This window comes from Rheinheimera sp., from assembly GCF_036782235.1.
Taxonomy (GTDB): Bacteria; Pseudomonadota; Gammaproteobacteria; order Enterobacterales; family Alteromonadaceae; genus Pararheinheimera.
In genome coordinates this window covers 22,800-43,870 of sequence record NZ_DAIPZL010000012.1, presented here as the reverse complement: position 1 = coordinate 43,870, position 21,071 = coordinate 22,800, and the positions used below count along the sequence as shown (strand labels likewise).

General features: G+C 51.1%; 20 protein-coding genes. 11 read left to right on the top strand and 9 right to left on the bottom strand.

Features of this window, described 5'->3' with window-relative positions; genetic code table 11:
* The first annotated feature begins 25 nt into the window (after positions 1-25).
* Entirely contained in the window at positions 26-949 is a 924-nt protein-coding gene (locus V7P87_RS13035; RefSeq protein ID WP_333797820.1) for a diguanylate cyclase, read from the top strand.
* A 5-nt stretch (positions 950-954) separates the two neighbouring features.
* Positions 955-2,817, top strand: a complete 1,863-nt coding sequence (locus V7P87_RS13030; RefSeq protein ID WP_333797819.1) for a response regulator — start codon at positions 955-957, stop codon at positions 2,815-2,817.
* 11 nt (positions 2,818-2,828) lie between these two features.
* Here the strand turns inward: V7P87_RS13030 and V7P87_RS13025 are convergent, their stop codons facing one another.
* The 4 genes from V7P87_RS13025 to V7P87_RS13010 are packed head-to-tail and all read right to left on the bottom strand — an operon-like array spanning position 2,829 to position 6,631.
* Entirely contained in the window at positions 2,829-3,728 is a 900-nt protein-coding gene (locus V7P87_RS13025; protein ID WP_333797818.1) for a DMT family transporter, read from the bottom strand.
* A 57-nt stretch (positions 3,729-3,785) separates the two neighbouring features.
* Entirely contained in the window at positions 3,786-4,337 is a 552-nt protein-coding gene (locus tag V7P87_RS13020; protein WP_333797817.1) for an alpha/beta fold hydrolase, read from the bottom strand.
* Positions 4,338-4,355: 18 nt separating this feature from the next.
* A complete protein-coding gene (locus tag V7P87_RS13015; protein WP_333797816.1) occupies positions 4,356-5,279 on the bottom strand; it encodes a substrate-binding periplasmic protein in 924 nt (307 codons plus the stop codon).
* Complete coding sequence (locus tag V7P87_RS13010; RefSeq protein WP_333797815.1) at positions 5,276-6,631, bottom strand: DNA recombination protein RmuC; 1,356 nt, start codon at positions 6,629-6,631, stop codon at positions 5,276-5,278. Before V7P87_RS13010 ends, V7P87_RS13015 begins: the two co-directional genes overlap by 4 nt.
* 183 nt (positions 6,632-6,814) lie before the next feature.
* On the opposite strand from V7P87_RS13010, the gene gorA reads away from it, so the two are divergent.
* Complete coding sequence (gene gorA, locus V7P87_RS13005; protein ID WP_333797814.1) at positions 6,815-8,161, top strand: glutathione-disulfide reductase; 1,347 nt, start codon at positions 6,815-6,817, stop codon at positions 8,159-8,161.
* 79 nt (positions 8,162-8,240) lie between these two features.
* On the opposite strand, the gene V7P87_RS13000 is transcribed toward gorA, so the two are convergent.
* The 3 genes from V7P87_RS13000 to V7P87_RS12990 all read right to left on the bottom strand — a co-directional run bounded on the left by V7P87_RS13000 (position 8,241) and on the right by V7P87_RS12990 (position 13,230).
* Positions 8,241-9,641 (bottom strand): alpha/beta hydrolase, encoded by a 1,401-nt coding sequence (locus V7P87_RS13000; protein ID WP_333797813.1) that lies wholly within the window; start codon positions 9,639-9,641, stop codon positions 8,241-8,243.
* A 238-nt stretch (positions 9,642-9,879) separates the two neighbouring features.
* A complete protein-coding gene (locus tag V7P87_RS12995) occupies positions 9,880-10,254 on the bottom strand; it encodes a hypothetical protein (RefSeq protein ID WP_333797812.1) in 375 nt (124 codons plus the stop codon).
* A gap of 117 nt (positions 10,255-10,371) precedes the next feature.
* Positions 10,372-13,230 (bottom strand): putative bifunctional diguanylate cyclase/phosphodiesterase, encoded by a 2,859-nt coding sequence (locus V7P87_RS12990; RefSeq protein ID WP_333797811.1) that lies wholly within the window; start codon positions 13,228-13,230, stop codon positions 10,372-10,374.
* Between the two features lie 334 nt (positions 13,231-13,564).
* Between V7P87_RS12990 and V7P87_RS12985 the strand changes: the two genes are divergently transcribed.
* From V7P87_RS12985 to V7P87_RS12965, 5 genes are all read left to right on the top strand, one after another.
* Positions 13,565-14,521, top strand: coding sequence for a methylenetetrahydrofolate reductase (locus V7P87_RS12985; RefSeq protein WP_333797810.1), 957 nt, complete (start codon positions 13,565-13,567; stop codon positions 14,519-14,521).
* A 311-nt stretch (positions 14,522-14,832) separates the two neighbouring features.
* Positions 14,833-15,519 carry an energy transducer TonB gene (locus tag V7P87_RS12980; RefSeq protein ID WP_333797809.1) on the top strand — a complete coding sequence of 229 codons (687 nt, stop codon included), beginning with the start codon at positions 14,833-14,835 and terminating at the stop codon, positions 15,517-15,519.
* A 60-nt stretch (positions 15,520-15,579) separates the two neighbouring features.
* Positions 15,580-16,332 (top strand): MotA/TolQ/ExbB proton channel family protein, encoded by a 753-nt coding sequence (locus V7P87_RS12975; RefSeq protein WP_333797808.1) that lies wholly within the window; start codon positions 15,580-15,582, stop codon positions 16,330-16,332.
* Between the two features lies 1 nt (position 16,333).
* Complete coding sequence (locus V7P87_RS12970) at positions 16,334-16,747, top strand: ExbD/TolR family protein (RefSeq protein ID WP_333797807.1); 414 nt, start codon at positions 16,334-16,336, stop codon at positions 16,745-16,747.
* A 131-nt stretch (positions 16,748-16,878) separates the two neighbouring features.
* Positions 16,879-17,109, top strand: coding sequence for a hypothetical protein (locus V7P87_RS12965; RefSeq protein WP_333797806.1), 231 nt, complete (start codon positions 16,879-16,881; stop codon positions 17,107-17,109).
* Between the two features lie 105 nt (positions 17,110-17,214).
* On the opposite strand, the gene V7P87_RS12960 is transcribed toward V7P87_RS12965, so the two are convergent.
* Entirely contained in the window at positions 17,215-17,556 is a 342-nt protein-coding gene (locus tag V7P87_RS12960) for a zinc ribbon domain-containing protein YjdM (RefSeq protein WP_333797805.1), read from the bottom strand.
* 122 nt (positions 17,557-17,678) lie between these two features.
* Between V7P87_RS12960 and arfB the strand changes: the two genes are divergently transcribed.
* The 3 genes from arfB (at position 17,679) to V7P87_RS12945 (ending at position 19,641) form a co-directional block, all read left to right on the top strand.
* A complete protein-coding gene (gene arfB / locus V7P87_RS12955) occupies positions 17,679-18,098 on the top strand; it encodes an alternative ribosome rescue aminoacyl-tRNA hydrolase ArfB (RefSeq protein WP_333797804.1) in 420 nt (139 codons plus the stop codon).
* A 286-nt stretch (positions 18,099-18,384) separates the two neighbouring features.
* Complete coding sequence (locus V7P87_RS12950) at positions 18,385-18,507, top strand: hypothetical protein (RefSeq protein ID WP_333797803.1); 123 nt, start codon at positions 18,385-18,387, stop codon at positions 18,505-18,507.
* A 69-nt stretch (positions 18,508-18,576) separates the two neighbouring features.
* Positions 18,577-19,641, top strand: coding sequence for a sulfate/molybdate ABC transporter ATP-binding protein (locus V7P87_RS12945; RefSeq protein ID WP_296295094.1), 1,065 nt, complete (start codon positions 18,577-18,579; stop codon positions 19,639-19,641).
* Positions 19,642-19,676: 35 nt separating this feature from the next.
* On the opposite strand, the gene V7P87_RS12940 is transcribed toward V7P87_RS12945, so the two are convergent.
* Positions 19,677-20,999, bottom strand: a complete 1,323-nt coding sequence (locus V7P87_RS12940; protein ID WP_333797802.1) for a sensor histidine kinase — start codon at positions 20,997-20,999, stop codon at positions 19,677-19,679.
* Positions 21,000-21,071 lie beyond the last annotated feature (72 nt).

The window sequence follows — 21,071 nt, the reverse complement described above, 5'->3', positions numbered from 1 at the left end:
AACGATTTGAAAATGCCGGAGTATTATGCGCACTAAGCCGCAAAAACAACGGGTTTTGATAGTGGATGACAAAAAATCCAATCTCAAAATCCTTAGCGATATTCTGCGGGATGAAGTTGATGTCATTCTGGCTCAGGATGGTGAACAGGGGATCCGCAAGGCCGCTGAATACCAGCCTGACTTAATATTGCTGGATGTGGTGATGCCGGGTATAGACGGTTTTGAAGTGATCAGCCGGCTGAAACACGACGCCAATACCTGCGCTATTCCGGTCATTTTTATTACGTCACTGAACGATGTCAGCCATGAAGAACAGGGGCTGTTGCTGGGCGCCTGTGACTACATTAATAAACCCTTTCACGCCGCTATTGTGCTGGCTCGCATTAAACTGCATCTGCAGCTGGCCAGACAAAGACTGCTGCTGGAGCAACTGGCCAATATTGACCCTTTGACCACTGTCGCCAACAGGCGTAAATACGAAGAAATTCTGTCACAGGAATGGCGTGCTGCCAGCCGTAAACAAAGTCTGGTGTCGCTGGTGATGCTGGATGTGGATAACTTTAAACTCTATAACGACTTTTATGGCCATGCCGCCGGTGACCGCGTACTGCAGACCGTGGCCAAAACCCTGTCGGCTGAATTAAAACGTCCTTTTGATTTTATTGCCCGTTATGGTGGTGAAGAATTTGTCATTATCTTGCCAGAAACCCCGCCACAAGCCAGCTGGCAAATGATTGAAAACTGCCGTCAGGCCATTTTTAACCTGCAAATTCCGCATCAGCCCACTCAGGGTGTGCTCACCATCAGTGCCGGCGGTTGTACTGTGCGGGCCGCTGCAGCCGATTCTGCCGAGCAAGCCCTGAAACAGGCAGACGACATGCTGTATGAAGCCAAAAGGCAAGGAAAAAACCGGGTGTTGTGGAGTCAAGACCCGACGTTGGAGGACTAAAGACAGTGAGGTCGGAACGGGCCAGCCTGTTGCTGGTGGATGATGAAAAAACCAATCTGAAGGTGCTGGCCGATTTATTGCGGCCAGACTACAGCATCAGACTGGCGCAAAGTGGCCAACAGGCGCTGGACAAATGTCTGGAGCAGGCACCAGATCTGATACTGATGGATGTGCTGATGCCGGGGCTGGATGGTTTTGATACCTTAAAAGCGCTGCGTGCCAACACCCTGACCAGTCAAATTCCGGTGATTTTTATTACAGGCCTACAATCCGCCGACCATGAACAACTGGGGTTGCAGCTCGGCGCACAGGATTATATCCACAAACCTTTTCATGCCGAAGTGGTCAAAGCCCGGGTTTCCACCCAACTCAGACTGGTGCGTCAGCGCCATGAACTGCAGCAGCTGACTGCTCAATTGCTGCAGGCCAATGAAGCCAAAAGCCGTTTTTTGGCCACCATCAGCCATGAAATCCGCACGCCACTGGCCTCGGTCATAGGTTATGCCGAAGCTATTCTGGCTGGTGAGTTTGATGAATCCGATCAACAACAAGCCATTCAGACCATTTGCCGTAATGGCAAACATCTGCAGGCGTTATTAAACGATTTACTCGATTTATCAAAAATTTCCGCCAATAAGCTGGATTTGGAAGTGCTGCCGGTCAATCTGTGCCAGCTGCTGTTAGATCTGGAGTTACTGGTGAAAGAACGGGCGCAGCAAAAAGGGCTGGAATTTTCCCTGCATTATCAACTGCCATTGCCATCACAGTTGCAAACAGACCCAACCCGCCTGAAACAAATTTTGCTGAATTTATGCAATAACGCCATTAAGTTTACCGCACAGGGTTTTGTCCGGATTGAGATCAGCCAGCAGCACAACCAGCTGCAGTTTGCGGTACAAGACAGTGGTATTGGCATCAGCGAAGCACAACAACAGCATTTGTTTCAGGCCTTTAGTCAGGCCGATGTGTCAGTGCAACGTCAGTTTGGCGGTACCGGTCTTGGCCTGGTAATAGCAAGGCAGCTGTGCGAAAAAATGGGCGGTTCTTTGTATCTGCAAAGTGCCACCGAAGGTGAAGGTTGTTGTTTTGTCGCCAGCATTCAGCTGGAGCCGGGGCCAAACAGTGTGTTGCTGCAAAACGAAGCTGAAATTGCACTGCAGCAACAACGCCAGGCGCCGGCAGCTTTGCCAAGGCAACAGATCAAAGGTCGGGTACTGCTGGCCGAAGATCAGGCTGACACCCGGCAGTTATTACAACGGATGTTGCAACATGCTGGCATTGAAGTTCTGGCGGTGGAAAACGGTGAACAGCTGGTGGAAGCGGCACTGATGGACGATTTTGATTTAGTCTTGTCCGACATTCAGATGCCAAAAATGGACGGTGTGGCAGCTATTAAACTATTGCGTGCTGCCGGTATCGACACGCCCTGTGTGGCACTGACCGCCAATACCATGACGCATGAGGTCCAAAGTTATCTGGCGGCAGGTTTTGTCAGCCATCTGGCCAAACCGGTCGACAGATACAAATTTGCCGCTGTGCTGAATCACTTTTTAGCCGGACGCCATCATCAGCAACAATTACAACTGCCCGAAGCCGAACTGCGCGCCATGACAGACCGTTTTGTGCAGGCGCTGCCAGCACAGATGGCTGAGCTCAGTCAATACTGCCAGCAAGCTGACTGGCCGGCGGCCCGTTATCAGGCCCACGCCATCAAAGGCACAGCCGCTTTGTTTGGCTTTACTGAACTAAGCCTGCTGGCGGCAGAGCTGGAACAACAACTGAAACAGCCATCTGGCAGCGCTCAGGTGCTGCAGCTATGCAAACAACTGCAGCAGCAAAGTGCTGTGCTGCACCATGAGGTTCAATAAAAGCGGTTGAATCAACCTTGTTTTGCTGTTGCGGCAAAAGGCCAGAATGCCCATTGCCGCTGATTTGCAATTATCGCCAGTATAATCAATACCATACCGCTGACTTGCAGCAACGACAACGCCACCTGGTAAAACCATAAATCAATCAGCACTGCCACCAGCGGGTACACAAAAGATAAAAACGCAATACTGCTGACCGGCAAACGCTGAAAGGCGCTATACATCAGGTTATACATCAGACCGGTATGCACCAGCCCCAGCGTGAGCAAAGCCGCAGCTGAAGGCAATACCAGCTCACTCAGACTGGCTTTTTCCAACGGCAACATCAACAGCACCCCCAGCATCATCTGCAAACCGGCAATTTGTGCTGGCGCTATGCCACTGAGTTTGCGTGTCGTTAAAGTGGCCACCGCATATAAACAGGCCGCCAGAGCTGCCAGCCCGACCCCCAACCACAACTGCTGATGATCACCGCCAAATTGCAGTCCAGTGGTCAGTGCCACACCACAAAACGCCAGCGCCAGCCAGGCCCAACGTGACGCCGAAGGCGGTTGCCGTTGCAATAAAGCCGTGATTAACAACAGAAAAAAGGGTTGGGTGTGGTACACCAGAGTGGCAATTGAAATTGAACTTAAATGATAAGCACCAAATAAACAAAACCAGTTGGCCACCAAAGCCAGACCACCCAACAATAGATATCCCAGCTGTGCACGGTTTAACTGTTGCCAACCGCGCTGCCAGCTCAGATACAACAGCAAAGCGGCACCACCAATCAGGCAGCGGTAAAACACGACTGTGGCTGTATTCTGGCCACTTTCCACCACAAACCAGCCGATGGTGCCGGACAATAACATGGCCACCAGCATACGCCACAGGCCTGGCCATTCCTGGTTTGTTGTTGCTGTTGTCATATCGGGTTCCGTTGTAAAAGCACCTTGCGCTATTGCAGGGCGCAAAGTGTTTTGGGTTTAGCCTTGTAACAGCGAAGGTTTAGGCGCTGACGCTGCTTGAGTTTGTTGTTCAGCCCGCCAGTCCAGCAAAGCTCTGGCCACCACTGTGGCATGGTCGGCCTGCAACAGTTTATGCTGATGGGCAAAAGAAGCCGGCCATTGTTGCCACTGCCCCCCACATCTGGCCACCAGATTGGCAAAATTCAGCCTGGCATCGGCCGCCAGATAATTCTGCCACAAGCCGGCATACTGGCGCACTGCCCAGCCGTCGGGTTTGCGCCAGCTGACCGGATCTATAGTGATAAGTTGCTGTACCGGATGACCGGCAGCCACCACTGCAGCCGCTGTGCTGGCACCATAACTGTGGCCAATCAGCAACACCGGCTCCTGCTGATGCTGATGCTGTCTGAGCCAGCGTGCCAGGGCTGCGTATTCAAACCATTGAAAATAATGCTGATTTGGCCCAACAAATTGTCGTAATAACTGGGTGTATTTATCCAGCGCCCCACCCACCCAAACCACTTGTAGCTGAGGCTGAGTGCTGTGATTGACGCTGTTGTTGCTTGTCATGACGTGTCACCCGCCGCTTTATTCTAAGACCCAGCCAAATTCAGCCAGAATAGCCCTGTGCTCCGCATTGCCATACACCTGCTGCCAGGCCTGATGTAACCTCAGACGCAAATCTGCCGGCACACCGGCCTTGCTGGCCACAATATAAACAGGCGCTTTATGCAGAGTCAGGCTCAGGCGATATTGCGCCCGCAACTCCGGATACAGCTGACTCCATTCCAGATACTGGGTTTTATCTTCAATCATGCCAAGCACCCGGCCTTTTTTCAGCATATTCAGTTTTTGCGTCAGGCTGTTGGCATACAGCAAATAAGGCTGATAACTTTTTTCATGGCGCAGCTGCTCAAAAGCCTCGCCATAATAAGCGTCGCGCAGCACGCCGATACTGCCGGGTAACAGATTGATATCACTGAGCTGATGCACCAGATGCAGGTAGTTTTTATGCAGCACCAGCACCGACTCTTCCATATAGTGCACACCGATAAAATCGGCATAGGCTGCTCTTTCTTTGGTGTACGACATGGTCAGCATCAGATCAATTTTGCCTTGCTGCAACAAGGTTAAAGAGCGTGGCCAGGGGCTGCCAACAACGGTCAGCTGACAACCCGCTTTGTCGGTTAATAAATGCAATAATCTGGCGTGTAAGTCGTACCAGCGCGGCAGCTGCAAACCTTCGGCCTCAGTATCTGCTCTGGATTCATTCAGGTGTGCCACCAAAGTACAGGGCGCCCCGGATGAGGTAACAGCAGGCAAATTCTGCACCGGCGGCGAAACTTCAGCCGGTGGACTGCTTTGCCGTTGTGCTGTGTGCTGGGTTTGCTGCACCTGTCCGGCTGTACCTGCACTTTGCTGCGGCAAAGCCTGTAGCTGCGGGCTGACAAGCGCCAGCAGCATCAGCTTGAGCACACCAAAAGCGCGACAGCGCAACGAGTCTTTTTTCATTCGTCAGAGGCCAAAGGTAATTCCAGATGGGCTTTTTCCAGCAAGTCCGCCGCCATTTCCGTTTTCACCGCCACCCCTAAATCTTTAAATTCAGCGGCTTGTTTAATTAAATTGCCTTTACCACTGTACAGCTGACTAAAGGCTTTGTCGTAACTTTCGCGGGCGCGGTCCAGCTGTTTGCCCACCCCTTGCATACTTTCCAGAAAACCGGTCAGTTTGGCGTAAAACTTTTCGGCGCGGCTCGCCAGTTCAGCACTGTGTTTGTTCTGATCTTCAAAACGCCACAGCTGGCGCACTATATTCAGACTGGTCAGCAAGGTGGTGGGAGTTGCCACCAGCACATTGCGCTCCAGCGCTTGCTGATACAACAGCGGCTGCTGTTTCAGCGCTTCGACGTAAGCCGACTCGATTGGAATAAACATAAACACCACCTCAGGTGAATTCAGGCCACTGAGCTGATAATAATTGCAATCGGCCAGCTCCAGAATCCGGTCCTGCACCGCCTGGCAATGCTGGCGCAGCGCCAGCTGCCGCTCGTCGTCCTGCTCCGCATTGACATAACGGGTATAAGCCGCCAACGAGGTTTTGGCATCTATCACCAGATGTTTTTGTTGTGGCAGATATACAATCACATCGGGCCGGCGCCGGCCTTCTTCAGTGTGAAAACTCACTTCACGCTGGTAATCCACCCCGGCCCTTAAACCTGAGTTTTCCAGCACATTTTCCAGCATCAGCTCACCCCAGTTACCCTGGGTCTTTTTTTGCCCCTGCAAGGCATTGGTTAAGCGGGCGGCCTGATCGGTAATGGCAAAATTCAGTTTTTGCAGGTTAATCAGCTCAGTTTTCAGTTCAGCCCGTTGTTTCAGCTCTTCAGTGTGAATGGACTCTACCTTGTCGCGAAACCCTTTCATATCAGCCTGCAGCGGCTGTAATAACTGCAGCAGGCTCTGGCTGCTTTGTTGTTTAAAGTCTTCACCCTTACGCTGCAGAATTTCGTTGGCCAGAAGTTCAAACTCTTGTTTTAACTGTGCTTTATTTTCCTGCAATAACGCCAGCTGGCTGTGAAAATGTTGCTGACGTTCCTGCAAGGTAACCGTCAGCCGGTCGTATTTTTCTTTGAGCTGCAGGTAATGTTGTTGTTGTTGCGCCTGTTGTTGTTGCAGCTCGCGCTGTTGTTGTTGCTGCTGTAGCAGTTGACTCTGACTGGCTGTCAGCTCAGTGTGCAACCGCATCAACTCCAGTGCCTGCTGCTGACGTTGCTGTAGCCAATACCAGCCGGTGAAAGCCCATAACAGCAGCAGACCCAGCGTCAGCAGCGGCCACACTTTGTCGGCGGCAAAAAACAAATCCATGCTAAGCTCCTGAGTTGTCACGTTTTTTAGAATAGTTTCAGCGGCAGATAACTGTATTACTATACAGCGCTTTTACTAAATCCACTACCCAAAACCCGGCCTTGCAATTGTCTGGCTGACCCCATATAACAAGGTCAGATTATCAAGCAGCGCCCAGCGCGGCGTCTTATCCGGGATCATAAAATGACTGAACACTTTGACTACATCGCCATTGGTGGTGGCAGTGGCGGTATTGCCAGTGCCAACAGAGCGGCCAGCCATGGTAAAAAATGCGCCATTATTGAAGCCAAAGCCCTTGGCGGCACCTGCGTGAATGTCGGTTGTGTGCCGAAAAAAGCCATGTGGTTTGCAGGCCAGGTGGCCGAAGCTTTTAAACTGGCGCCCGACTATGGTTTTGCCACCGACACTCCACCTTTGGACTGGTCCAGATTAATTCAAAGCCGCGAAGCTTATATCAGCCGTATTCATGCCTCATACGACAGAGTGCTTGCCAAAAATAATGTCACTGTGATCCAGGGATTTGGCCGTTTTGTCAGCGCCAATACCATAGAAGTAAACGGCAAACTGTACAGTGCAGATCACATCAGTATTGCCACAGGCGGTAAACCGAGCTGGCCCGATATTCCGGGCGCTGAATTAGGTATCGACAGTGATGGTTTTTTTGCCTTGCAACGACAACCCAAAAGAGTGGCCGTGGTGGGCGCCGGTTATATCGCAGTAGAAATTGCCGGTGTATTAAACGCCCTTGGCAGCCAGACCCATTTATTGGTGCGCCACGACAAAGCACTGCGGCATTTTGACGAGATGTTGTCGACCACCCTGAGCGAGCAAATGGCGCGCGATGGTGTCACTTTACATCCGCACACCCAGGTGCAGGCTGTGGTTAAAAATCCGGAGGGCAGTTTAAGGCTCAGCCTGAATCATGGCGGTACGCTTGAAGTGGACACTTTGATTTGGGCGATAGGCCGAAGCCCGGCCACAGAAAATTTAAATTTAGCCGCTGCCGGTGTGGCTCTGGATGCTCAGGGTTTTATTCAAACCGACAAATACCAGAACACCAATGTGCCCGGCATTTATGCCATAGGCGACAACACAGGCCGGCTGGCATTAACACCAGTTGCTGTAGCGGCGGGCAGACGTTTAGCAGAGCGGCTGTTTAATGGCAAAACCGATTTGCATCTGGACTACAACCTGGTGCCGACTGTGGTGTTTTCACATCCGGCTATTGGCACCATTGGTCTGACTGAAAACGAAGCCAGAGCACAATTTGGCGACAACATTAAAGTGTATCAAAGTGAATTTACGGCGATGTACAGCGCCCTCACCTCACACCGCCAGCCGACCCGGATGAAACTGATTTGTCAGGGCGCCAATGAAAAAATAGTGGGTTTACATGTGATAGGTTTTGGCGCCGACGAAATGCTGCAGGGTTTTGCCGTGGCCATTAAAATGGGAGCCACCAAAGCCGATTTTGATAACTGTGTGGCGATCCACCCAACGTCGGCGGAAGAGTTTGTAACGCTCAGATAAGCGCTAAAACTCCACTGCAGCGGCCCTGAATATTGTTTTATGTGTTCAGGGCCGCTTTGTTTTTTGCAGTGCTGTGAGGTCAGTTTGTTGTTGGGCTGGTTTTTGTCAGCTGCTGCAACCAGCTTGAGATATGGTCCAGCGCCAGCGGCGCTATGGTTTGTTCAAGCAATAAATACTCGTGAACACCCCCTGTTTTGGCCTGTTGTAACAGATGATTCAGTTCTGGCAACAACAGCACTTTCACTTTATGGCTGCCGTCCTGCACTGAAATACCGTTCTGCACAGCGACATTCCCCAGCGCTTCGCTGATCCGCTGCAGATTGGCGGTTGCAGGAACCTGGACATCTTTGCCCCCTTGCAGTACCAACACAGGGCACTGCACCCGGGTTAAATATTCAGCCGGATCCAGCTGCAAAAAACGCCGGAACCAGGGCGTTAATAATGTTTGATAAGCCCAGTCCGGGATCCCTTGTGGCGGAATATCCAATAAAGTTTTGGTTGTTTGTGGCAAAGCTGCCGTTGCTGCCTGCATTGCCGCCAGAGCCTGATGCTCGCTGAGCGAAGACGCAGCAATATCATAGAGTTGCCGTTCTTGTTGTTGATTGGCCAACACCAGATGTTCCGGCATCGCATCGGCCCGTCTGGCAGCTGCATCCTGCGCACTTTTTAATTCCACTCCCTTCAGGCCAGGCGCGGCCAGCATCACAATAAAACTGACTTCTGTCGGGGCCTGTGCCGCAAGCATAGCGGCAATCAACCCACCTTCGCTGTGCCCCAGCACCCCAACTTGTTGACTGTTAACTTGTGGCTGCATTTTTAAAAAACGTACTGCAGCCAGTGCATCTGCCGCGTAATCTTCGGTGGTGGATGCCGGATGGGCAGCACCTCCGGTCAGCCCTACGCCCCTTTTGTCATAACGTAATACCGCAAAACCCTGGCGGGTCAGGTGATCAGCCAGCACCAACAGGGTTTTATGCAAGGACACATTGCCGTCCCTGTTATGGGCGCCTGTACCAGCCACCAGCACCACAGCCGGAAATGGCCCGCCTTGTGCCGGGTAACTGAAAGTACCCACTGGCGACACTTCAGGGCTGGCCGTATCAAACACCACTTCCTGTGTGATGTAAGGCAAAGGCGCTTTGGGGTGCTGCGGCCGGCGCCGCTCGGCATAAACGTGAAATTGCCCGGCTTTTTGCTCAATCACAAAATGACTGCCGATTCCGCTGGAACCAACACCATCAATCTGCAGTGTTTTTCCCTCAGCCGGCAGTGTCAGTGCGCCAGTCAACTGTACCTGACGCTTGGCAAAAGCGGATTTCAGCTCTGATGCAGCGTCCACACTAAACCAATACCTTTTAATCGCTGTATCCTGATGGCTTGCGGCCACAGTTGCAGCCGATTTGTCGCTGGCTCCGGCCGCCATTGCGGCGCCTGTCCAAAACACCAACAGCATCCACATTATTGTTTTTCTGATATCCATGCTGAACTCCTGTTTGCCACTTTGAAACCGTTGTAGCCTGAACGCCTACAACAGGCCTGCCGCCCTGATCCGCCGGCCCGATGAAAAAAGGGCGGCAGACAAAGGTTCTATTGGTTGTGGTTGGGGCTGAAAAAGTTGGATCAGAAAATTTTTTATCTAAAAACACCGCAGCTCAAAGCACGGGAACTGGCTGTGCAGGGTTGTTGCTGGCCTGACAGCCAGCAGCTGGAGAAAAGAATTATGCCGACTGTTTGAAGGCCTGGCGAAACATCATCGCTGCGCCCAGATACAACAACACAAAAAAACCATTAAGCAGAATCAGCTCGGCCGGGCCGCTATAAGGTAAACCCAAACCGGTATAGACTGCCAGCAGTGCAATCAGCGCCTGCACCAGGGCTGCGCTGATTAAGGCCCACATCATGGCCTTTGACTGAAAACGTCCGCGCACCGCCACCACAACGGTCACGACCAGCACTGCGGCATAAAGCAGATTGGCAATATCACCATCAGCACCAATAATGCCAACACCCAGGCTTAACCACACCAACAGCAGCAGTGTCAGCACAGTCAGGCTTATCGCCGCGCTATACCAGCCAAACTTTTTTAGTTCCATACTGGACTCCTTTGCTCAGAAACCCGGCAGCTGAGGTTACAACCCATACTGCCTTTGCCGCAGCATAAATGATCCAAAGCTTTCTGTACCAGTGTTTCAGCCAACAGCAACTGTGATTCAGGCCGAAGCCGGCACTCTGGCAGTTGCTGCACTGGCCGCTTGTAACAACGGCAGCCAGGGCTCTGGCTGATGCAGCGCATAACCCTGGCCATAAGCCACACCAAGGCCTGTTAACAGCGCACTGACCTCAGCGTCTGCGACAAATTCCGCTATGGTGGTTTTCCCAAGGCTCATGGCAATTTCCGCTATGGCTTTCACCATGGCATAGTCGGTGGCATCCTGCGCCATATTACGGACAAAAGAGCCGTCAATTTTGACAAAATCCACCGCCATATTTTTCAGATAACTAAAAGATGACATACCAGCGCCAAAATCATCCAGTGCAAAACGACAGCCAATCTGTTTCAGTGCCTGAATAAAACGGCTGGCACTGGCCATATTGGTGACAGCTGCGGTTTCGGTAATTTCAAAACAAATTTTGGCCGGAGCCACGCGACTGCTGGCAAAACGCTGCAATATATGGCTGAGGAACTGCTCATCACCTAAAGACAAACCGGATAAATTAATCGCCACTTTGTCTAGCTGCATTAAATAAGCAGGATGGGCTTCCAGGCAATCCAGCACCTGGTTAAACACCCAGCGATCAATATGTTGCATCAGGCCAAACCTTTCGGCCAGCGGAATAAACACCGCAGGGCTCACCGCCTTGCCTTGTGGATCTTTGAGCCTTAATAACATTTCATAATGTTCACCACCACCCTGCGCCTGCAAAGGCACAATACGCTGGTAATAGAGTTCAAACTGATGCTGATCAATGGCTTGCTGAATAAGGCTGACTAAATCCAGCTCATTCTGCCGATGGTTCAGCTCTGCCGCGCCGGCGTTGACGATATGGTATCTATTGCGCCCGGCCGATTTAGCAAAATAACAGGCGCTGTCGGCGGCCTTCAACACTTCCACTGTGTTCAGCTGCTGGCCACACAATTCCAGCACCCCAATACTGGCCGCCACGGTAAAAATTTTCTGCTCCCAGCGAAAACGAAAAGCGCTGATGCGGCCAAACAACTGCTGCAACTTGACCGTCGCCTGCGCCAGCGTGGTTGCAGGGTAAATCAGACAAAATTCGTCGCCGCCAATACGTGCCAGCACATCTTTGTTGCTGAGATCTGTGGCCAGAATACTGGCGACATGACGTAATAATTCATCACCGGCCAGATGACCGCAGGAGTCGTTGACCAGCTTAAACTGGTCCATATCGATATAACATAAAATGGCCTGCTGCCCCGATGCCAGCAGTTGCTGCAGCTGCTGGTCAAAGGCATAGCGGTTTAAAAGCCCGGTCAACTGGTCGTGGTCGGCCTGGTAGCGGATTTTCTGCTGTAACAACAACTCGCTGGTGACATCCCGGCCTATCCCTTCAATCGCCAGTACCTTGCCTTGCTCATCCAGCACAGGCCTTTCGCGAAATTCAATCTGACGTTTGCTGCCATCTTTGGCTTTGTATTCAATCTGATAAGGCTGAGGTGCAATACCTTGCTGGTACTGGGTGCGGATTTGCGCCATCTGTGCCGGCTCACGCAACACATAAGTTAAGTGGTTGGCGGCAAATTCAGCCGGGCTGTAACCGAGAATTTGCTGCACACTGTGGCTGATAAAATCCACAGCACCAGTCTGATTCAGCCGGTAAATAAAATGACCATCAATACCTTCCACCAACCGGCGGTATTTTTCTTCGTTGGCTTTGAGCTGCTGCTCATACATTTTGCTGTCAGACACATCACGCAGCGAAATCACCAGACCAGCCCCGGCTTTCACAATTTGCACCTGCAGCCAGGCTGGTGTTAATGCGGCAGAATCCACCGCCACTATGCCGTCAAAAGATTTATGTTGCTGATAAACCCTCAGACATAAAGGCCAGAATGATGCGGCACAGAGCGCATGACAAAGTTGCTGCAAACTCAGCTGCTGCAACTGCTGATAACCGGGTTTAAACAAAGCCGCCACCTGTAAGTTGGCGTGTTGCAGTTCAAAGTCGCCTGACCTTCTGGGGTGCGGCACATAAAGCGCAATGGCATCAGGGGATGCGTCGGCCGCGGCCAGAAACATTTGTTGTTGCAACTGCAATTGCTGCTCACGGTATAACTTGCGAAACAACATGGCACTGACCAACAGCGCCGACAACAAACCGGCCAGCAGCACCAGCAACGCGCTATTCAGGCCATGCTGCTGTGCCTGAATCACAAAACGCCAATCGCGTCCGGCAAAACTCAGATGCTGACTCACCGCAGGGGCATTGGGGTCAATCTCACCGTGCCGGAACAGCGCATGGCTGCCATCCTGCAGATAAAAACTTAAGTCGTCACTGGCCAGCGCGCCCACCAGCACCGTCAGAATTTGCTCAATATCAAAACTGGCGGCAACAAAACCTTTGGCGGGTTGCTTCGGATCTATGGCTTTGACTACCAGCGTAAAAGGCTGGCCCTGCTGCTGATAAAAGGCGGTATAAAAACCACCGGCAGCAGGCTCTGTTTGGTAAAAACCCAGACTGGATAAGGCCGCGCCCGTTAATTTCCCCCTTTCGCTGGCCACAATACTCCAGCGGATCTGCTGAGCGGCATCGAGCAACAACATATCGTGTAAACCAGGCAACATTTTACTTAAGGTGGTGGCGCGCACGTTAAACCAGTCCACCGGATTGGCATGATGCACAGGCCAGTTTTGCAATAAGTCGTCCACAGCCCTGAGCCGGTCGGCGGAAAACACTTCAAGGTTATTGCTGATTTGTGATGCAATGACGGTTACTTTGCCATGATTGGCGCGTTGTTCAATCAACCGGGTATAAGAAGCAAGTGCCACACTAAAAGCACTTAACAGCAGTAACAACAGCAAAGGCACTGAATAAATACGCCCTGACATAACCAACCACCTGGGATCCGGGAACCGACAAGGTATGCCAGTTAGATGACAAATTTATGTCAATACAACTGCAATGTCAGCCCACTTTACAGATCTTTATTGTGCCCAAACACCCACCTTGTGGTGCATTTTCCTATTGTTCACAGCGCTTGAGCGCCGAAACAACTCAGCTTTCCCTGCATTTGTTATTGCAGCTCTGCCTGCAGTAGCGACACAAAATCCCGCCAACTTGAATCTTTTTCATCTGCGTCATCGAAAAAATTCATTTAAACATAGATGGCCAGCCATCCAAACATCTGTATACTTAGCCGTATTCACTTTAGAGGTCCCTATTATGCCGTTAACGCTGCAACAGAAAATTTCCGATCCGAATCAGGGTGTTTATCTGATTGGCACCACGCCGCCTAAGGCCGGTACTGCTGATGACAAAACCCGCCGTATCGCTAAAAAGCTGTTAGCCCGGCTGAACGAAGTGGAATACGACGGTCTGGTGGTGTACGACATTCAGGATGAAAGCAGCAGAGTGGCCACGGAGCGGCCTTTTGCGTTTCACAGCACGCTGGACCCACGTGAGTACAGCTGCATTTTGCGTGAGCAGGCCAGACGGGATGTGATCACCTATAAAAGTGTGGCACAGCGGGACGCCGCCGAATTTAATCAGTGGCTGAGCGACAGCAAACAGCAGTATCAACTGGATAATCTGGTGTTGGTGGGTAGCCCTTCTTCGAACGGCACTATTAAACTGAGCCTGGTTGATGCTTACCAGCAGCTGGCCGAGCATCAGGCCGACTTTTTCCTCGGCGGTGTGGCCATTGCCGAGCGCCATGCCCAAAAAGGCAATGAACATGAAAGGCTGATCGAAAAAAGCGCCATGGGCTGCCAGTTTTTTATCTCCCAGGCGGTGTACAACGCCCAGGCCACTATTGACCTGATCACCAGTTATGCCCGCAGCTGCCGCCAGCAACAACTGACTCCTCAACGTATTATTCTGACTTTCACACCCTGTGGTGGTGAACAAACTTTGGAATTTATGCAGTGGCTGGGTATCTCTGTACCACAGGCCAGCAAATACCGCATTCTGGACGCGGCCAACCCATTAAATGAATCCATTAAAATTTGCCGCGACAACCTGCAACAAATTTTATTGCATTGTGCCGCACTGGATATTCCACTGGGGTTAAATGTGGAAAGCCTGACCAACCGCAAAGAGGAAATTGACGCTTCTATCCGCTTATTCCGCTTATTAAAAGCCACCATGGAACTGCACTTAGCGGAAAAACAGGTGGCCTAGCCGCCACCTCACCAATTTTGCCCTGGTCAGCCCAAGCAACAACCTGGTGCCTCAGCCCTAAGACAGTGAGCCAGGCTGACACTTTTTAAAATCAACACAAGACAACCAAGCACATCACCACAATGGCAACTTATATTTGCCTGCCGCCAGCCCGCTTTTTGCCAGCCAATTGGTGTTATTGCCACAACCATCAGCAGTTCACTCCCGGTTTTTTTCCTTACCCTACTGGTCAGAGTCAGGCAAAGATGAAATAATGCGAATAATTCTCATATAGCTTTGCATTTGTAGACTAACCTGCTGCCGGAACTCAGATGTTCAGAAAATCTTTATCTCAGCTACTGATCATAACACTGGTATTGGCCGGTCATCTGCTTGGCCTGGGGGTGATGTTCAGTCAGGCAGAGACCAACCCGCCTACAGCCAAAGCTGCAGCTGTGATGGTGGCTGCCTTGTTACCGCCGGCCAGTCAACCCAGGCCGTCGGCTCAGATCACTCCAGAGCCCAAAGCTGTGCCCAAGGCTGCACCGGCGCCTGCGCCAAAAAAGATACCCGCTAAAAAACCAGCAAAAGCTGTGACGAAAACCGCAGTCAAAACTCCAGCCACGTTATCAGCAAAACCACTGAAAACAGCAGCGCCTTCTGAGCGCGCCATCACCACTGCACTGCATCAAACTGCGGCCACAAACACAGCCAAAAAGCCTGCAAGCGAAGCGATAGCGCCGCCAAGTGCCGATGCCAAAGCGGCGCAAAACCGCGCGCCGGCCTACCCAACTTTATCCCGTAAGAAAAAAGAACAAGGCACAGTGCTGCTGAAACTATTGGTTAAAGCTGACGGCACTGTCGGCAGCATCAGTGTGCTGAAAAGCAGTGGTTATCAAAGATTGGATCAGGCGGCTCTGCAGGCCGTCAAAAACTGGCGTTTTACCCCGGCAACCCAGCAGGGCAAAAACATCGATTATTGGTATGAAATGCCGATGAATTTTGCACTGAATAACTGATTTAAAAACAATTTTTACAATTTCAGCAGGCAAGCCCCTGCTTTAACAAGGAGACAAGTTATGGCACCAAATCCTTATGGTATCGCCAGTATCTGGGCACAGGGTGACGCTGTGATCAAAGCAGTAGCACTGATGTTACTGCTGATGTCCATCGCATCCTGGTGTGTCATTTTAATCCGCGCCTGGCATTTGTGGCAGCTGCAAAAAGTGGCGCAGGCCAGCCGCGATTTCTGGCATGCGCAAAGTTTTGCCCAGGGACAACATATTCTGGCTTCGGCCAACAGCCGCAGCGGCTGCAGTGCCAATCCGTTTCGTTATCTGGCTGATGAAGGTCAAGCGGCTTTTGATCATCACAGCAGTCATCAGGACGATTTACACGGCAAACTGCCGTTATCCGACTGGCTCACGTCCAGCTTAAAAGGCGCCATTGATGAAAGTGCCGAACAAATGCAAAAAGGCCTGGCTATTCTGGCGTCTGTGGGTTCGACCGCGCCTTTTATTGGTTTATTTGGCACTGTCTGGGGTATTTATCATGCGCTGGTGGGAATTGGCGCCAGCGGCCAGGCCAGTATCGACAAAGTGGCAGGCCCAGTGGGTGAAGCTTTGATCATGACAGCTTTTGGTCTGGCGGTGGCTATTCCGGCCGTGCTGGCTTACAACGCACTGAGCCGCGGTAATAAAGGTATGATCAGCAAGCTCAACCGTTTTGCCTTTCAGCTGCATGCGTATTTTTTAACAGGCGCAGCGCCCAAATCGTCCCAGCAGCACAGCGGCCAAAGTGGCCAGGTGCGTGCTTTTAAACAAGGCGCTTAATATGGCATTTGGTAGCGATTTTGAACAACAAGACGAGGTGATCAGCGAAATTAACATGACACCGCTGGTGGATGTGATGTTGGTGCTGCTGATTATTTTTATCATCACAGTGCCGGTACTGACCCATTCAGTGCAGGTGGAGCTGCCGCGCGCCAGCAACAGCCCGGCCGACAACAAACCCAGCACCATCATGTTGTCGGTGAATGCCAAAGGGGAAGTATTCTGGAACGATCAGCAGGTGACCGCCACTGAACTTGAGGCCAAACTGACCGCGGCAGCATCAGCCAAACCCCAGCCCGATATTCAGCTGCGCGGCGACAAAACAGTGGCTTATGAACATGTAGTCAAAACCATGGCGGCAGTACAAAACGCTGGTTTATTAAAGCTGGGGTTTGTCACAGAGCCCTCCGCCTGACCCCTTTTGCTGCTCCAGCTGCCTGTGCTACGCCTGATGCAGCTACACAGGCTGTTACAGATTTATGCTGTATGGATCAATAAATTGCGATAATCTCAATTTTTGTGCTGATGCATTTGAGGAGAACAGGCATGGCAGAACAAGGTTCAGGCGGTAATGTAATAGCCGCTTTATGCAGCTTTTTTATTCCGGGCTTAGGCCAGCTGGTGCAAGGCCGTTTATTCGCCGCCATTTTATTTTTTGTGGTTTGTGGTGTGGGTTATTTTTTATGGGTTTTAATAGTGCCGGGCATTATTGCGCTGCTGGTGCATCTGTGGGCCATTATTGACGCCGCCACTTTTACCACCAGACGCCGGTTTTAACAGAAAGGTCTCAGTACAGCGTTGCACAGCTTGGCTTTAGTAAAAATAACAAAGGCGCTGATAAAGCGCCTTTTGTTTACTTAGCCAAAGCTGGGCAAACCCGGCTTAAACCTTTTTTACAAACTCAGATTTGAGTTTCATCGCACCAAAACCATCAATTTTACAGTCAATATCATGGTCACCTTCAACCAGGCGGATGGCTTTGACTTTAGTGCCAATTTTGACCACCAAAGACGAACCTTTTACTTTTAAGTCTTTGATCACAGTTACAGTATCACCGTCCTGCAATACATTGCCGGCCGCATCACGCACCACTTTGGCACTGTCGGCAACGTCAGTGGCTGCACCAGGCTGCCATTCGTGGCCACATTCAGGACATACCAGCTGGTTGCCGTCTTCATAAGCATAAACAGAATTACATTGTGGACATGGTGGCAACTGGCTCATGCGAACTCCTGTGGGTGATACCCTTAGAAAAAGTGCGGCATTATACAGTTTTTTGGCAAATTTACCCGCGGTTTCTGCACAGGCTTTGTTACACTGACCCGCTTTCAGGCAGAGGACAGCTGATGATCAACATAACGGCAGGCATAAGTATTGATGAAGCTGAACTGGACTGGCAGGCCATCCGCGCCAGCGGGCCCGGTGGTCAGCATGTCAATAAAACCTCAACTGCCATTCAGTTAATCTTTGATATCCGCCAGTCGTCTTTGCCGGAAGCATATAAATCCGCACTGCTGCAAAAAGCCGATCACCGTATTACTGCCTCCGGCAAAATTGTGATTAAAAGCCAGCAAAGCCGCAGCCAGGAGATGAACCGCGAAGCGGCACTGAGCCAACTGATAGAACTGATTAAATCGGCTGGCTTTAAACCAAAAAAACGCCACGCCACCAAACCTACTTATGGCAGTCAGCAGCGCCGGCTGGAAGGCAAAAAACAGCGCAGTGTGACCAAGTCGCTGCGCCAGCAAAAAAACAAATTCGACTAAGCCACCATTTTCACCTTGTACCTGCAGGGCCAGCCAGACCATTGCCTGCTTTTTAGTGCATTACCTTTAGCGCTTTATCTGTGTTGATCAGCTTTATCACATCAGCCAGAACTCCCAAAGCGCCGTGGCGGTTCAGCGCCAGCCTACAGAGTCAATCCCCGGCACAAGTCCTCAGCGCCGCCATATATACTTTTGGTTATAACCTTGCTCCTAAAAAATATTTTAAGTTATTAACAGCCTCTGCTTTAATGCGCTCAGGCATATAGATGTCTAAACGGAGATAACCATGACAACTTTCACGCCAGCCTGGTTAGGCTTTTTATTGGACCAATTTGAGCAGCGCATGATGCAGGCCGAATTTGGCAAAGCCAGCAGCGATTTGCCCACAGCCAATCACCCAGGCGAATAAAGTCTCAGGCGCTCAGGCAACACAGCAATTACAGCATGACGGCGCAACAAGCGCCGGCACGAGGTCATAATGAGTATTCAGATAGAACAGGTTCAGAAAAATTTTGCTGATTTTGTTGCCGTCGACAAGGTGAACTTATCCATCAAAAGTGGCGAACTCACCGCCCTGCTTGGCCCTTCAGGCTCTGGCAAAACCACCTTATTGCGCCTGATCGCAGGTCTGGAGCAAGCCGACGCCGGCCGTATTTTGTTTCATGGTGAAGACATCAGCCATCAGCACGTCAGCGAACGTGGTGTGGGTTTTGTGTTTCAGCATTACGCTTTATTTAAAAATATGACGGTGTTTGAAAACGTCGCTTTTGGCCTGACCGTCAAACCCCGTAAACAAAGACCAAACCCGGCTGAAATTAAAAAACGGGTGCATCGTTTATTAGAACTGGTGCAGCTCGACTGGACAGCCGACCGTTATCCATCACAACTTTCCGGTGGTCAGCGTCAGCGTATTGCACTGGCTCGGGCTTTGGCGGTGGAGCCAAAAGTCTTGCTGCTGGATGAACCTTTTGGTGCACTGGACGCTAAAGTGCGGGCCGAACTGCGCCGCTGGTTACGCCGTTTACATGACGAAATTCATGTCACCAGTGTTTTTGTCACCCACGATCAGGAAGAAGCGCTGGAAGTGGCCGACCGTATTGTGGTGATGAACAAAGGCCGGATTGAACAACAAGGCACGCCGGAAGAAGTGTACGACAACCCGGCCAACCCTTTTGTCTACGAATTTTTAGGCACAGTAAATTTGTTTCACGCCAGAGTGCGTCAGGGTGACACCCTGATCAACCCTGCTGCTGCCGACAGCCCGGCCAGTGCTGATGATGTGACTTTGCCTGGTTTTGCTTATGTGCGCCCCCATGAAATTGACGTGTCCCATCAGGCCGCAAATGACAGCATTGCCGCAAAACTGGAGCTGGTCACAGTGGTTGGTCCTACGGTGCGGCTGGAGCTGCAAACCGCGCAGTCGGATCGAGTGGTGCATGTGGAGCTCAATAAAGAACAGTTTAAAAAACTTGGCCTGGCCGTAGGGCAGCAGGCTTATTTAACCCCAAGATATAGCAGGGTATTTTTAGGCGAAGGGATTTAATCCAGGGGCGCAGCTGCTACAACACTGCGCCCTTTTTATTGGGGCTGTTCGATATGACGGAAACTATAACTTAAACAAAAACCCTGCCCGTCCGGTAACTGCACTTGCCCGCCCAATTGCTGGGTAACCAGGTTATATAAAATCGACATGCCAAGGCCAACCCCACCATGATTGCGTGCTGTGGTAAAAAAGGGCTCAAAAATATGCTGTTTGGCAATTTGGGTTAAACCACAGCCATTGTCGCGGTAGTGAATACAATACAGATCATCCGCCAGCTGTTCTGCACTGAGCCAAATCTGATGACCTTCACCAGCACCAAAACCATGCTGCACACTGTTTACCACCAGATTGGTCAGTATATGCACATGACTGCCAGGGTAAGTCTGAATTTGCCAATCCGGCGGGATCTCCATCTGCAGCTGTACCCCGGCTTTTTTCAGCACAGGGGATAAAGTTGAAATGATCTGCTGATAATAATGCGCCAGGTTTATTTGCCCCAGCTCAGCACTGTGTTGGTCGGCTGCGGTGCGCTTAAAGTTCTGGATCAGTTCATCGGCCCGGTTCAGATTGGCCTGCAATAACGGCAACGCCTGCGCCAGCACCTGACAAAAATTACGCAGTTCGGTTTTGGTCAGCCGATCTGCGCTGACTAAAGCGGCAAAATGGCTAAACTCGTCAGCCATCACACTATGAGTGGTAATAGCTACGCCCAGCGGCGTATTGACTTCATGAGCAATACCGGCCACCAGATGACCCAAAGCCGCCATTTTTTCCGACTCCACCAACTGACGTTGCATCAGCTGTAAATCGGCCAGCGTTTGTTGTAACTGCGCAGTGCGGGCAGCCACTTTTTGCTCCAGTTGGGTGTTGAGCGCCTGCAATCTGTCTTCGTATTCCACCCGCTCCAGCTCAGCTTCTATCCGGCCGGAAAACAGCTCAAACAAATTTTTCACCAGCAGCGGATCGCTGATCGGCTGCTGATATAAAGCCACAATAATGCCAATGACCCGGCCGGTTAAATCGTGTAGCGGAGTGCCGAGATAACCTTCCACCCCCATTTGCACCAGCAATTCGTCTTTGGGATAAGCAGCACAGACATCTTTTGGATAACAACAAAAACTGTCGTCGCTGACATTGGCACAAGGGGTGTGTTCCAGTGAATAACTGATGTTGTCAACTAACTTGCCTTTGGCCACCAGCGCTATGGTATTGGCGCTATGACTGCTTGCATCCAGCCTGGCAATAAAGGTGTAATCGGCGCAAATCACCATATTTAACAGCTGCACTATCCGCTGGAAAAAATCATGGCCTCTGGTGTTGGACACCCCTTCTATCAGTTTTTGCAACAAAAGTTCCATGGCAGACTCCGGGGCACAAGGTGAAAAAAGTGTAGTGCAGTACACAAGCTCAGGTAGGTCTGCGGCTAAAAA